Here is a 14,138-nt window from a genome sequence, read left to right on the forward strand (position 1 = left end):
AGCAACTATCCAAGAGTGAATTTGATTGCACACCCTGTATAAATATGTGCGCTTTTAATGACACTCAACTGACTCGGACTTCCATTTTTACCGAGCGGTTGCTTAATTGCCGGAGAGTAAAATGGCTATTTCAACACTTACACAAGACTTAACAATCAAAGTACCTGCAGCTACGGTTGCTGCAAACCAAACATTACATTTTGCACAATCGTCGAATCAACTTATTGAGCAATTAGTTGCACAACACGGTGCCCCGCTAATGGTTTTAGACTGCGAGTCTGTTCGCCAACAGTACCGAGCTTTAAGCCGTGCTTTGCCGGGTGTGACTTTATACTTTGCACTGAAACCACTCCCGCATGCTGCTGTTGTACGAACTTTACTTGAAGAAGGTGCAAGCTTTGACTTAGCAACCAGTGGGGAAATTGATTTAGTTGCAAACCAAGGCGTGCCCAGTGAGCGTACTATTCACACTCACCCAATAAAACGCGATGCAGACATTCGTGATGCGCTTGAATACGGTTGCAATGTGTTTGTGGTTGATAACATCAACGAACTCGAAAAGTTCATTGCATACAAAGACGACGTTGAACTTCTTGTTCGCTTAAGCTTTCGTAATGCAGACTCATTTGCTGATTTATCGAAAAAGTTTGGTTGCAGCCCTGCAATGGCGATTGACATTATTACCTACGCACAGCAACTGGGTATTCGTATTAAAGGTTTATCGTTCCATGTTGGTTCGCAGACAGCAAACCCAAGCAAGTACGTTACAGCAATTTCAGCATGTAACCACGTAATTAATGAAGTGACAGCGCTGGGATTACCTGCATTAAGCACGCTTGATATTGGTGGCGGTTTCCCTGTGCCTTATAACAAAGATGTACTGCCTATTGATGAGTTTTGTGCGCCAATAAACGACGCGTTAGCGCAATTACCAGACACCGTTCGTGTAATTGCTGAACCCGGCCGCTTTATTGTTGCCGGTGCCGTCACCAGTGTTGCATCAGTCATGGGTCAAGCTGTACGCGAAGGCAAACCATGGTATTACTTAGATGATGGTATCTATGGCTCATTCAGTGGTTTACTTTTTGACGAAGCGAGTTACCCGATTGACTCATTAAAACAGTCAGGCGAGCGCGTAGAATCGGTACTGGCAGGCCCAACATGTGACAGTATTGACGTAGTAAGCGAGTCAATTATGCTACCAAAACTAAACAACGGTGATTTAATCATCAGTCGCATGATGGGTGCATATACATTAGCAACCGCAACCGACTTTAACTTTTTTAAACGTGCAGAAGTCATTGTGTTAAACGATGTTGTACACGTTGATGCACTAACAGGTTAACAAGTTCCTCGACAAAGCATGCAAGGCAAACATGCTTTAACTCTACAAAACGCAGCTGCTCATTCCAGCTGCGTTTTTTTATTAAAAAAGCCTTTTCAAATGAAAAGGCTTTAATTATTAAACGACTTAGAGTGCTGTCTTAAAACTTAAAGCTTGCGCTTAAACGAACATAACGCGGCTTTTGATAGTTAGTTGCTAACAAGTAATCTGGGTTAGCTGCACCTCGATAACCACCAAAATCCGGATCATATGCTGAAATAAACTCTGCAGTTTCATTGTATTCCGTTATTTCATCATTGTTGAATACATTGAATACATCCGCTCTAAATGTTAAGTCATGCTCAGAAATTTTCATGTTATATTGCAGACTTAAATCTAGGTTCCAAGTGTTTGGTGTGCGTCCTGCACTGCCACGAGGCACTAGCTCACCGTCTTTATAGAATGCTTCTGCACCATATAAAGATGCAAAGGCATCAGTTGGGTGTAGACCAAATGCTCCATAAGGACGACCAGTACGCCAGAAGAAATTAGAACCCATTGTTAGGTTTTCTGTAATTTCATAAGCAAACTGCATCTTAACCTGATGGCGTCTGTCATTTGGTAAGTTACCAGACGCACCATCCGTTAAGCCTGGTTGGTCAAAGTTAGTTGTTAAACCAGCATCGGTCTGTTCATTATCTGAACGAACATAACCTTCATTATTACCCCAGCTATGTGACCATGTGTAGGTAAAGTCTAACATCCAGCCATCAGCCCATGCTTTATTGAAGTTCACATCAACAGCACCATACTGACGCTCAGCTTTAGGATAGCCTAAATCTGAATTTGGAATCGTGTAGGCTCCGTATGCAAGTGGACCATCGCCATCAGGGTCAGTGGTAATTGTTACGTCTTCACCTGGATTTGTTAGTACATAATAATGGAAACCATCACACATGGTACATGAACTACCAAACTCTCGCTCAACATAATCGTTAAAGCCTTTATCGATAGCGATATCTTCTAATGAGCTTTTCAAGTCACGGTATGTTGCTTTTACACCCATACTCCAATCTTCAGTTAATACCGTTTGGAAACCTAAGATAAACTCATCTTGATACATTGGCTCAATGTCAGCGTTAACTGTTTCATCCGTGCCTTTTAACGTACCATCAGCAAGGATATCTTTTGCCGACAATGCTTCTCCAAGAATAGGCGCCTTCGAAATATCATCTGCAATTCCTAACACTTCGAAAAACTGACGAGTGTACAGTTCATCACCAGCTAGACGAATGTTGGTATTTGTTGCAACTGGTAAGAAGTAACGACCGTAGTTTGCAAATACTTTAAACTCGCCTTCACCGAATGGGTCCCAACTTGCACCTAAGCGCGGCGCCCATTGATCTGACACATCAACAAATTTTTGATTTTCTTTATTATAGTTTTCGAAGGTTTCATTACGTAAACCAAGTGATAGGGTTAAGTTATCGGTCACTGTCCACGTATCAGTAATATAGTATGCAGAGCTTTTCGTTGTGAAATCACCGTTGTTTATATAAAACTCTTGGCGAACCACACCACAGCTAGACGGATCACCGGCTTTCACAGCATCTAAATCATCACAGCCTTGATAACGATAAGCAACACCACCTGAACGTTGAGTATTCTCAGTAGAATCAAGCTCTTCATAATCTAGACCAAAACGTAGTGTATGAGAATCTGTCGCATACCAGTCAAAATCAAGACGATATGCAGTACGTTTATCTTCTTGTAAACTAGGCGAGCTTAAGGCCCACTCGCCTAAATCAGTACCGCTAAAGCGCTCGTAAACCATAGGGTATTCACCAAACGGACTCGAACCAGCGTTTACATTACTGTAGTTCGCTTCGTTAATTCCACCCATCGCACTGACCGTTAAAGTGTCAGATAAAATACCTGTGTATTTTAATGAATAAGTCTTACCACCGCGTTTTAAAGTATAGTCACCTCGACGGCTAGTAATTTGACTTGCCTCTGGATCCCAATTGTATTTAATACTATCAAGATCACTTGAACTATCCCAACCCGTGAACTCTAAGATGTGATCATCTGTAATATAGTAATCAAGTTTAAGTGCTACAAATAAGTCGCCTGACTCACGTTCATACTTATTAGAAGTTGATGCATAGTCAGAGACACGTTCGTTGTAATTAACTAAACCAAAAAAGAATAACTTATCTTCAACAATTGAACCGCCAGCCCATAAGTTATAGTCATTTTCACCAACTTTACGCTGACTTTGGTCGCCATTAAAATATTCAGTGCCGTAAAGATCGACCCCTTCCTCTGTACGGTATGTTTGTGGAATGTCTTCTGCCATTGAGCTTGGCTCGAAATAGGTGCTCGCACCCCATACAAATTCATTTGTACCACGTTTGGTTGTCGCGTTGACTACCCCACCAGTAGAGCGACCAAATTCTGCAGAGTAGCCACCGGTTTTAACTTCAAATGTATCGTAAAATTCAAATGGTACATCTGCACCACCTAAACCGTTTCTGAAGTTAGTTACGTTCATGCCATTCACATAGTAACTATTTTCACCCACTGACGCGCCACCAAATGATGCTAAATTACCGAAACCTGCATCACCTTGTGTCGTTCCTGGCGCTAATAATGCAACTGAAGTTACATCACGTGCGACTGGTACGCGTGCCAATAATTCTTGGTCAACAAAAGTCACGGACTCACTTGATGAAACATCAATTGAACTAATTCGATTACCCATCACTTCAATCACTTCAGGTTTTTCTCCTGATGCGTATAGCGTCACAGGTAAACTTGTTTTAACACCCATATTGATTCTTAAACCAGACTCTTGAGCCAGTACATAACCGTCTTTTTTTACAGACACGGTATAAGAACCCGTTGGTAATAGAGGAAAACGGTATGAGCCATTTTCTGATGTAACAAGCGTACGTGTTAGGCCTGTTTCTTCATTTTTTATTTCTATTACAGCCCCTGACAATTGCTGACCCTGGCTAGATTCCACAACACCTGTTAAAAAGCCCGATGATGCACTATCTGCAGCCATTACATTGTGTGCGCTCAATGCACCCATAATAGTCAACGCTATTATGCTTTTTTTATAATTATTAAATCCCATTTGGACACCTCTCGTTATTGTTACCAAAATGTAACATATCTTTTCTATCACTATATCGTTTACAACAACAGTAAGATGAGTAACAAAAATAAAAACATAACGTTAGCATCATGTAAATTAGCGAAAAGGAGGTTATACGGGGGCTGTAAGAAAAACCAGGCTGTTTACATAAAAGAAACAAAAGTATATATCGTAAACAAAAATTTACGATATATACTAAATTTAGATGGAATTTGCTTTATATAATTATTGCATTACTTTTGAGTTTTTTATTCTTAAATAAACAAAGGTTTATAGTCATTCTCAAGTTGTTCAAATGACAAGTTGCCAATAAAACGCCCGAAACTGAGCCACGTAGCTAAACCTCTTAAATCTTTGAAGTGTGGAGGAATAAATTTAGGATCTTCAATCACTCCTAAGTCATGTAATTGTGAGATAAGCCTAAAATCATCAATTGAGATTTTACCGACTAACAATAAATGTAATTGATCAATGCGACCTAACTGAATTGCAACACGGATCAAGTTATACACCAACACAAAACCTTTAATGTAAGCAATGTCTTTCGTAAATGGCAGACCCGTTGCTGTGCTTCCTCTAAAGACACGTTGCGTTAACGTATAGCTGTCGTCTTTACTTAGCCCTTGCGCAATATAATCTCGATAAATATCAACAAACTCTGCACCATCAATTACTTTGGTAATACCTTGAATACGATTAACTAATTTAGCTAACCGCCTTGGTGTTGACTTAAGCGTAATTATTTCTGTCAAAACAGCTAAGCCTTCTTGGGTAACTGTTGAACTTGGGGTGCCCTTACTTAAACAGGTTAAATAAGGTTGAGCTAAACCATTTTGCGTGGTGCCGACGTGGATCCAGCCTTCATGCACTTCAAGAATATCAAGTTCTCGTTGTGAGAATTTCACATCTTGATTCAGCTTAATATTGTCAGCCCCTGCTGCTGCATCACTGACAATACCATCACTTAAAATAACTTCTACATTTATACCCGGCATACTCTGCTTCACTTGCTCAGCCAGAATCTTTACCGCATCCACTGCCTCAATATTTTTTGGGTCATCGGGTAAAATGTCTGCATCAAGCATGCTTTTAAGAGGTTGTTCTAACATCGTAGCCAATTCAGCAAGCGAAGGTTCACCCGCATGGAATAAATCTTTTGGGTGACCAAATAACTCCACCGACAGGTCATGAAACTCGGGGGTTCCACGATATTCAATCATACTAAGTACGGTTTTATACTCTGTGCACATTTTACTCATGTACTGTGCAATAGGATTTAACTGACCGAGTTGACTGATGATATCGCGGTTAAGATCTGAAAATGCTCGGCGTAAATCACTTGGCACAAAACCAAGGTCACGCTGTTGGTAATAGGCTTGGTCAACAGTCGGGTTTTTTTGACATTTATGTTTAAAAAACTCTTCTTTGATCTGTTTATCCCAATTAATCGCATCAAGAATTCTGATCGGAGTTTGTAGGGCGATTAATCGGTCAGATAATTCGCGAGTTTTTGTTAATAATGCCTTATCAATCATGCTTTAAGCTCACAAGTAAATGAGCTTTGAGCATAGGCTAAATTCAGTGAATTACAAAGCAAATTCGCAGCGTTTTGACTAAAATTTTTCGCGTTTTGCAACACGCTTTCCATTCTCAAAGATTAATAAACTTGGCACCGAATTTATCCCATATTCAATAAATAAATCATTACCATAGTCAATTGAAACCGGCATATTGGCGGTGAATTTTTTAACATACTCAGCGACCGCATTATGGTCTGTCCAAAGCTGACTCACTTTTACTTCCACATCAATTCCCTGTACTGCAAGTTCATTAATGTACTTTTGAGCAAGTACACATTGCTTGGCCATTTGTGGACGGGTATCAGCTAAATACCAATCGCACCACGTTGTTGTAAACAACACCGCTTTTTTAGCGTCTTTGGGGATCACTAATTGCGTGCCACTCTTTTGCTTTTCATTAAGCAGCCTTACTTTATCAACTCGGCCATTGTGCGAGAGTAACCGTAACGTATTATCGAGTGGCTGATCGGCATCATGCCCTTGAAAAATCACATTTTGGTTATTATCAATTAAGACATGAAAAGGCGTACCTAAAAACTCATAATGCTTTGCAACCTTCGCTGTATGGTCTGTGTACATAGGCATTGTGAGTGAAAACTGGTTTTCAACTTTCGCAACGGCATCCGCGTTATCATTAAGGTCTATATTGATAGCGATAAACTGAATTTTATCACCGTACTGTTCATAACTTCGTTGAAAATGTGGCATTTGCTGCATACAAGGTTTACACCACGTGGCCCAGAATTTTAAGTAAACAGGTTTTTGTCCAAATAGGCTATTAAGACTAACCTCTTCGCCTGTGTGGGTTTGTAAAGTGAGTGGAGGTTGCGCTGACAACGGACTTCCTATACTCATAAGTAACGTGAATAAAATTGTAATAGCTAAACGGCTCATACGGTCACCTGCAAATAGAAAACAGTTTAGTGGTGGGGTGTCGCTAAGGTATTGTAAATTTTCGACACCCACGGCACTTTTTTTGTTTTTTAATGACCTAACGCAAAACACTGGCGTATGAAAATTCACATTACACAAAATAGCACTAAACTTTTTATAGGTATTTAACGTACTGAGAATAAAAGGAGTCATCATGAAAAATGAATTAGACGGTAAATTAATTCTTTCTGTTTACGAAAAAATTATCCAACACGGTGAAGACCATGAAGACGGCAAGCTCTATGAAGGCATTTGCGCTTTCTCTGATATTGATGGCTACACCGTTTACTTAAAAGGCAGTGGTGTTTTGCTTCGCTTTGGTTTTCATAATACTTATCACCTTGATTACCAACATGAGAAGAATAAAGACGACTTTATAAAGAAAATTCAATTTATTGCTAACGAGGAGCACTAACTTAACAATGTCGCGACGTGTAAAAGCTGAATCAAAGCAGCAAGTTGCTTACATAAATGAGGTAATTAGCGCACTGAAGGATGATCCTCGTAAGTTAGACATCATTCGTAAAAACTTGGACTTTTATCGCGAACAAAGCTTTCTCAAACGAGGTTTCTTGCTAGCAATAGAACGTTTCGATTGGGTCTTTGAAGCCAGTAACGGTGTAGACGAAGTGTGTGCGCAAATTCTTGCCGATGATTATATCGGTAAACGTTTACGCCGTTATCCTTTGCTGTACAAAGGGGTAATCAACCGCACTTAAAACATATCTTATCGCTAAAAACATGACCCAGAGGTCAAAAAATGCTAGGTTAACGCCATTTTGTAATTATGAGAACTGGATATGTCAAAAGCAGTAGATTCACCAACCACAAACGATGGTGATAACAATGGATTGTTTAACAGGTTCCTAGCGACTGTCGAATTTTTAGGGAATATGCTCCCCCACCCAATCACACTCTTTGCAATGTTTTGTGTAGCAATTATTGTTTTTAGCGGTGTTGCAGATTGGTTTGGATTAAGTGCCATAGACCCGCGCCCCGAAGGTGCCGCTGGCCGCGATCCTGATGGTGTGATTGAAGTAGTCAGCTTACTTAGCGCTGAAGGCTTGCAACGTATTGTGACAGGTCTTGTAACCAACTTCACCAGTTTCGCCCCGCTGGGCACTGTATTAGTTGCTCTTTTAGGTGTCAGTGTTGCTGAACATTCGGGACTACTCTCTGCAGCAATGCGCGGTATGGTCATGGGTGCATCAAAACGTTTAGTCACGTTTATGGTGGTCTTTGCGGCAATATTATCAAATACTGCATCTGAGCTTGGTTATGTTGTATTAATTCCTTTAGCCGCAATGATTTTCCACAGCTTGGGGCGTCATCCATTAGCAGGTCTTGCTGCAGCATTTGCAGGGGTATCCGGTGGTTACAGTGCGAATCTATTGCTAGGTACGATTGATCCACTGTTAGCGGGTATTACGACACCCGCTGCACAAATGATTGATCCAAATTATCAAGTAGGCGCCGAAGCTAACTGGTATTTCATGATGATTTCGGTATTCCTAATCGCTATTTTAGGCACTTTCGTTACCGAAAAGATTGTTGAACCACGCTTAGGTAAATACAACCCAGAAGAAGCAAGTAATGACTTACCTAAAAACGATATCGCAGGCTTAACGGCAAAAGAAAAATCAGGATTAAAGTGGGCGGGTGTCTCATTATTGGTTGTATCGCTGTTACTTGCATGGACCATTGTTCCTGACGATGGCATTTTGCGTAACCCTGAAACAGGCTTAGTTGCACACTCACCTTTCTTAAAAGGTATCGTGGTTTTTATTTTTGTCACGTTTGGTATTCCTGGATTTGTCTATGGCCGAATTGTCGGCACGATGAAAAACGATAAAGACGTCATCGATGCGATGAGTAAAAGTATGAGCTCTATGGGCATGTATATCGTCTTGGTGTTCTTTGCAGCTCAATTTGTTGCCTTTTTCAAATGGACTAATCTAGGTACTATTTTAGCTATCAATGGTGCTGCACTTCTGCAAGCTTTAAACCTGACAGGCCCAGAGGTTTTCGTACTCTTTATTTTAATGTGTGCGCTAGTTAACTTGAGTTTAGGCTCATCCTCTGCACAGTGGGCAGTAACAGCACCTATTTTCGTACCTATGTTAATGCTAATTGGCTACGCACCCGAAACCATTCAAGCGGCATACCGTATAGGTGACTCTGTGACAAACTTAATTACACCAATGATGAGCTACTTTGGTTTAATTTTGGCGGTTGCCACTAAATACAAAAAAGACATGGGTATTGGCACACTCGTCGCCACTATGTTGCCTTATAGCATGATTTTCTTTGTCGGTTGGGTTGCCCTATTTTATCTTTGGGTATTTGTATTAGGCCTTCCGGTGGGACCTGAATCACCTATTTATTACCAACCTTAATCACGATTAACGTTTAAAAGCCAAGTAGAATACTTGGCTTTTTTGTTTCGATTGTTGTGAGGCTGTGTATATACTTCTATGATTATTACTCCTGTTCCTATCCTTTATTTTTTATGACGTTACCGATAAAAGTCTGTGCTTTACTATGCTGTGTAATGACTTTCAGTTTGCAAGCAAACCCAACCAAACAGCTTGAAACTGCTTTATCAACGTCTTTAGTACTTACTGATGGCGACAGTATTACCTTGGGGTTTGGTGATTTTGATCCTCAAAAAATATTTAACCCTCACTTTACCAATAAAGATGGCGAGAGCATTGCCCTTCGCAAAAAGTTGCGCTTATACAGTGTTCCTTTCTCATGGGAGGCAAAACAGCCCTACTATGAACATAAGTGGCATATAAACGGCCGGGTCAGTTATTTGAATCAAGCTGATTTCATTTCACTCTTTGACGAAGCCCAATCCGACTCTATTTCTGAAACTGTCTATAGCGCCACGTTTGGCATTAATGCTGAAAAAGCACTCGGCTCAAAATGGTCCTATATTATTGGCTTAAATAGCCACTACCTACATTACGACAATGACTACGATTATAACTCTCAGCAAAGCCGTGACGTATTAAAACCGCTAACCAACAATCTCTATACTAATTTAAACAGTAATGCGCTGGTGTTAAATCCCAGCCTGTCTATGGTTTATAGATTGCCTCGACATTGGGGCTATTATGAATATAAGTTAAATATTAATTATTATTACGGCTGGGCTTTATCACAACCTAACGAAATTGAAAGTGCAAAGCCTGAAACAACACGGATACTTAATGGCATAAAAGCTAAATTTAATATGTTCAAAGTGGGCCCCTTTGAACAAGCTTTCTACATTAAAGGGCAACGCATTGACTTAGGTGGAGACAGCCAAGCTGCGTTTGGCACTGATCACTTTTATGAATATGGCCTTGGCTTTTTGTGGGACAGCCGTCACTGGACCTCATGGTTCGATAATTTTGGTATTGGTATCAATATTCATAGTGGGAGTAGTCTAGAGGGAGCCGCCATTGTGCTTTACTTCAATGAAATTTAGTTACTCAATTTTGATAGTTATTTCTCTTTTAAAGCACAACAATCAAATTTAAAACTAAGATGTACATTTTTAATCCGACAGATTAGAGTAAATACATAAAAGCAGTGTAAAAAGGGATGAAAACACATTTTATCATCCTAAGTAACCACGCCTTTACTGAATAAGTCATCATAGACTGAGCATACGTGCGTGCGAACTGTTTATACCAAACATTAACCTAATTAAAAGAGACATTATGAATAAGCTCATACACTTAGCGTTATTCGCTTTACTGTCGTTTTCAACGATAGCCGCTCAAACAGACGTAACACAACTTGATATTTTAAACTTAAAAGCACAATCAGAGTCTGTTTATACCTCGGGTCAACCCAGCCAAACAGACTTTGCTAAGTTAAAAGACGTGGGGCTGCAAACAGTTATTAACTTACGCGGCGATAATGAAACTAGCTGGTCGGAGAAAGAGTTAGTAAGTGGACTCGGTATGAATTACTACCATATTCCAGTTCGTTCGAAAGCAGATATTACGCTTGAGAATGCCACAAAACTTCAAGCCTTACTGCAAACACATCAACAAGAAACCACCTTATTGCACTGTGCTAGTAGTAATCGTGTCGGTGCTTTGGTTGCGCTTTATCATGCTGTGACACTTAAAAAACCGATAGATGAAGCAATTGAAACCGGTAAACAATGGGGCCTGAAAAGCCTTGAAAGTGTGGTAAGAAATAAAGTTAAAGAAGAGATTGGTCAGCCATAGGCTGACCAACTTAATTAGATCGCTGTTTTTTCAGATTTATTTTTGTTTTTGCTTTCAACTTGCTGAAACATCGCATCAACCAGTTCGATAATTTTATCATTAGCATCAATAAACTTATCTAGCCCACCACCAGTGCGGTAGCTTGCTTGAGCAATCGTTTCTTTTTGCTCAGGATCCATCACCCAAATATTAGCATACGCCATGTACAGGGCGAGATCCCAATGCCAATTAGCGACATAAAAAGCAACTGCATCACAGCCATCCGTGTTAGCCGATGTAATATCCGTTTGGTACGCTTGATGTTTTAAAACATAATTTGCTGGGATAACACGAGTTTTCACGTTATGTTTGGCAAACCCTGATTCTAGCGCCGTTACGACCCCCTCTTTAACAGCTTGATGCTCTGCAATACACACTGTTTTTGGTACTTCGGCTTCAAAATGTGAGACGTCTTGTTTTGCTGCACACCCAGCAAGCACTGTTGCTACCGCAGTAACGACTGATAACTTTAATAACTTCATTGTTTTCCTTACTTATAATTATAACTAAAGCTGCCATGCATAGCTTAGTTTTGTGAAAAATGTTCGTTGATCACGTTCTAGCTCTTTTAAAGAGTCATCCTGATAGCCTTTATCCGAATAACCTAAATAGAACAGGGTTTGTGAATTTATTTTGTATGAATACACTAATTGGCTGGCGAAATCACGGTTAATTTCACTCACGTTAGAAAAATAGGCATCTCTATCACGATCTATGTCTTTAAATTGCAATACCAGCTTGAGCATTGAGCGCATATTAAATTTATAATACACACGTAAATCAGTGAGGTTTGCAGTATAAACGCGTTCATTTTGCTCGTTATCAAGGTAGCTATAACTATGCTCTAATTGAACTTGCCAGTGGTCATTAATATCCCAAGTCATTTCAGGCTCGACACGCACCATCGTGCCAAGTTGCGCATTGCTGTAGTCTATTTTGCTGCCATACTGAGCATACAGTAAAAAGCGGATATCGCGGATGGGCCTAAAACCGCCATAAATATAAGCGATGTTTTGATTAAAGAACTGCCCTGCGTAAAATTCATTGCGGTGAATAAAGCCGATTTCAGTCTGTGACTGCATTTTACCTTTAAAGGTAAAGAAGCCATCGTATTCTTCTTCGAGTAGGTCACCATTTTGTGCCCAGGTTTTATCCCACTCAGCATTATAGCTGTACTCAGTGACAATATCATCGGCATCACGATACCAGGTTTGACCGCCTCCGAGTTGAGCTTGTTTATAGTCAACTTTTGCTTGATAACCTAAGTCAGAGCGATACTCCTCACCAATGTTTTCATAGCTTGCATACAGTTCATAATCACGTTTGGTACGACTAAACTCTACTTTATAGGCCTGATCTGATTGCGTTTCTTCTAAGCCATAAACATCAACTAAAAAATCAGAGTTTTTTGTATCGGTTGTTGCAACTTGGTATTGCAAGCTGTCTGTTTGGTTAAACCAATAACTGCCATCGAGTGATAATACCGAGTTATGATAATCATCATTTTCCCGGTGTGTACTCATAACCCCAATAGTGCCTTTTTGACCAATATCAAATTGATAGCGCCCCACAGCGGCATGAGTTTTATCGCCTAGATTTGCAAAATATGAGCCTTGGTTGGTTGGTAATAACACACTGGTGTTGTCATCATCTGCATATATAAACCCATAGCTGTGGTTACCGGTCTTGCCTGTTAACTTAACGCCTACGTCAGGCTCGGCTATTGTGCGTGTATATAACAACTCGAACTGACTGGTTTTAAAATAGGATGCTCCATCTAAAAAGAATGGGCGTTTTTCAGCATAATAAATCGAGTAAGTGGTGTTAACATCAAGTTCAAGAGAGTCCGCTTCAACTTGCGAAAAGTCAGGGTTAATCGTTGCATTAATCACTGCATCTTGTGTAACGCCCCAGCGTAAATCAAGGCCCGCTTCTGTATCAACATCTCCATTTTGCCAATCACCTGGCAGCGTATTTTTTGTATCATTACGAAGCGCAGTTAAAGTCGGGGTAAGCTGAATATTCATACTTTGTGTCATGTCAGCAAACCCCGTTAGTTTATCAAACTGACAAAAACTGCACTTTACATCACGGTCAAAGCCTACGTTAGACATTTGATAAAACACATCACGCGGATAATTACGCCAAACAGCCAAGCTCCAAGTCAGTTGTTCTTTACCTTTTGGAAAACGCAGTGCCGTAAAGGGAATGCGCATCTCAACCACATAACCCTCATCGGTAATTTGACCCGCACTATCCCAGATTGCATCCCATGATGGGTCTTCCACCCAATCATCGATATCGGTCATGCGCATATCGCCTTGCGCACCTAGTGGGTTTACGTAAAACTCATAACCCGTTCGTTCGTCGTTAAAGGTATCGATCATCAGGGCAACATTATCGTCTTGCCACAGTGTATCTCTGTCACGAAGTGCTGCACGTATTTGTGACGGGTCTGGGTCTTTAGCAATAAAGCCAACGTACAAGTATTGGCCATCTTCATACAGGTAGGCATCGGTGTGTACCGGTGGCGTGCCCTTTTCATTAGGCTCATTCTGATATTTTAGCGGTACTTTTGTTGCTTGTTGCCAATGAGCTTCATCCATAACGCCATCAACACTGATTGATTCTTTAATATGCGCTAAAGCAAACTCCACTTTGTCGCTAGCCGTTGCTAGCGAAGAAATACTGACGCAACTGAAAATTAGGCAGGATTTTACAACACGGGTTATTATTTTTTTTAAGTACAGCATAAACATCCATTTAGACACGTGCGCACAAATTACACGACTTCATTGATTAAAAAAGCAATTGTAATTCAACAAGGTACACTTGTTAATAACAAACCACTCTTTTAACCATAAAAATTA

At 40.3% G+C, this 14,138-nt stretch carries 11 protein-coding genes; 6 read left to right on the forward strand and 5 right to left on the reverse strand.

All coding sequences use genetic code 11. The features are described from left to right. Window positions 1-121 precede the first annotated feature (121 nt). A complete protein-coding gene (locus LPA49_RS12105) occupies window positions 122-1,345 on the forward strand; it encodes a type III PLP-dependent enzyme (RefSeq protein WP_199524412.1) in 1,224 nt (407 codons plus the stop codon). A 139-nt stretch (window positions 1,346-1,484) separates the two neighbouring features. Here LPA49_RS12105 and LPA49_RS12110 read toward each other — a convergent pair whose 3' ends face one another. The 3 genes from LPA49_RS12110 to LPA49_RS12120 all read right to left on the reverse strand — a co-directional run bounded on the left by LPA49_RS12110 (window position 1,485) and on the right by LPA49_RS12120 (window position 6,961). Further along, window positions 1,485-4,466 carry a TonB-dependent receptor gene (locus LPA49_RS12110; protein ID WP_036972078.1) on the reverse strand — a complete coding sequence of 994 codons (2,982 nt, stop codon included), beginning with the start codon at window positions 4,464-4,466 and terminating at the stop codon, window positions 1,485-1,487. A gap of 275 nt (window positions 4,467-4,741) precedes the next feature. Continuing rightward, entirely contained in the window at window positions 4,742-6,022 is a 1,281-nt protein-coding gene (locus tag LPA49_RS12115; protein WP_036972081.1) for a flavohemoglobin expression-modulating QEGLA motif protein, read from the reverse strand. Between the two features lie 78 nt (window positions 6,023-6,100). Then, on the reverse strand, window positions 6,101-6,961 hold the full coding sequence (locus LPA49_RS12120) for a redoxin domain-containing protein (protein ID WP_065979298.1): 861 nt from the start codon (window positions 6,959-6,961) through the stop codon (window positions 6,101-6,103). A 193-nt stretch (window positions 6,962-7,154) separates the two neighbouring features. Here LPA49_RS12120 and LPA49_RS12125 point away from each other — a divergent pair, with 193 nt between their 5' ends. The 5 genes from LPA49_RS12125 (at window position 7,155) to LPA49_RS12145 (ending at window position 11,229) form a co-directional block, all read left to right on the forward strand. Continuing rightward, entirely contained in the window at window positions 7,155-7,415 is a 261-nt protein-coding gene (locus tag LPA49_RS12125; RefSeq protein WP_036972083.1) for a DUF3081 domain-containing protein, read from the forward strand. A 7-nt stretch (window positions 7,416-7,422) separates the two neighbouring features. Next, window positions 7,423-7,719 (forward strand): hypothetical protein, encoded by a 297-nt coding sequence (locus tag LPA49_RS12130; RefSeq protein WP_051501861.1) that lies wholly within the window; start codon window positions 7,423-7,425, stop codon window positions 7,717-7,719. 81 nt (window positions 7,720-7,800) lie between these two features. Next, window positions 7,801-9,396, forward strand: a complete 1,596-nt coding sequence (locus LPA49_RS12135; RefSeq protein ID WP_230236592.1) for an AbgT family transporter — start codon at window positions 7,801-7,803, stop codon at window positions 9,394-9,396. A gap of 113 nt (window positions 9,397-9,509) precedes the next feature. Then, the gene (locus tag LPA49_RS12140; protein ID WP_081759750.1) at window positions 9,510-10,475 is read left to right on the forward strand and encodes a Solitary outer membrane autotransporter beta-barrel domain; all 966 of its coding nucleotides are present in this window, start codon (window positions 9,510-9,512) and stop codon (window positions 10,473-10,475) included. Between the two features lie 235 nt (window positions 10,476-10,710). After that, window positions 10,711-11,229, forward strand: a complete 519-nt coding sequence (locus tag LPA49_RS12145) for a protein tyrosine phosphatase family protein (protein WP_075593237.1) — start codon at window positions 10,711-10,713, stop codon at window positions 11,227-11,229. A 14-nt stretch (window positions 11,230-11,243) separates the two neighbouring features. Here LPA49_RS12145 and LPA49_RS12150 read toward each other — a convergent pair whose 3' ends face one another. Beyond that, window positions 11,244-11,750, reverse strand: a complete 507-nt coding sequence (locus LPA49_RS12150; protein WP_036972093.1) for an Sbal_3080 family lipoprotein — start codon at window positions 11,748-11,750, stop codon at window positions 11,244-11,246. 24 nt (window positions 11,751-11,774) lie between these two features. Next, window positions 11,775-14,027 (reverse strand): carbohydrate binding family 9 domain-containing protein, encoded by a 2,253-nt coding sequence (locus LPA49_RS12155; RefSeq protein ID WP_143474472.1) that lies wholly within the window; start codon window positions 14,025-14,027, stop codon window positions 11,775-11,777. Between the last annotated feature and the right edge of the window lie 111 nt (window positions 14,028-14,138).

This window comes from Pseudoalteromonas sp. MB41, assembly GCF_020966275.1.
Taxonomy (GTDB): Bacteria; Pseudomonadota; Gammaproteobacteria; order Enterobacterales; family Alteromonadaceae; genus Pseudoalteromonas; species Pseudoalteromonas lipolytica.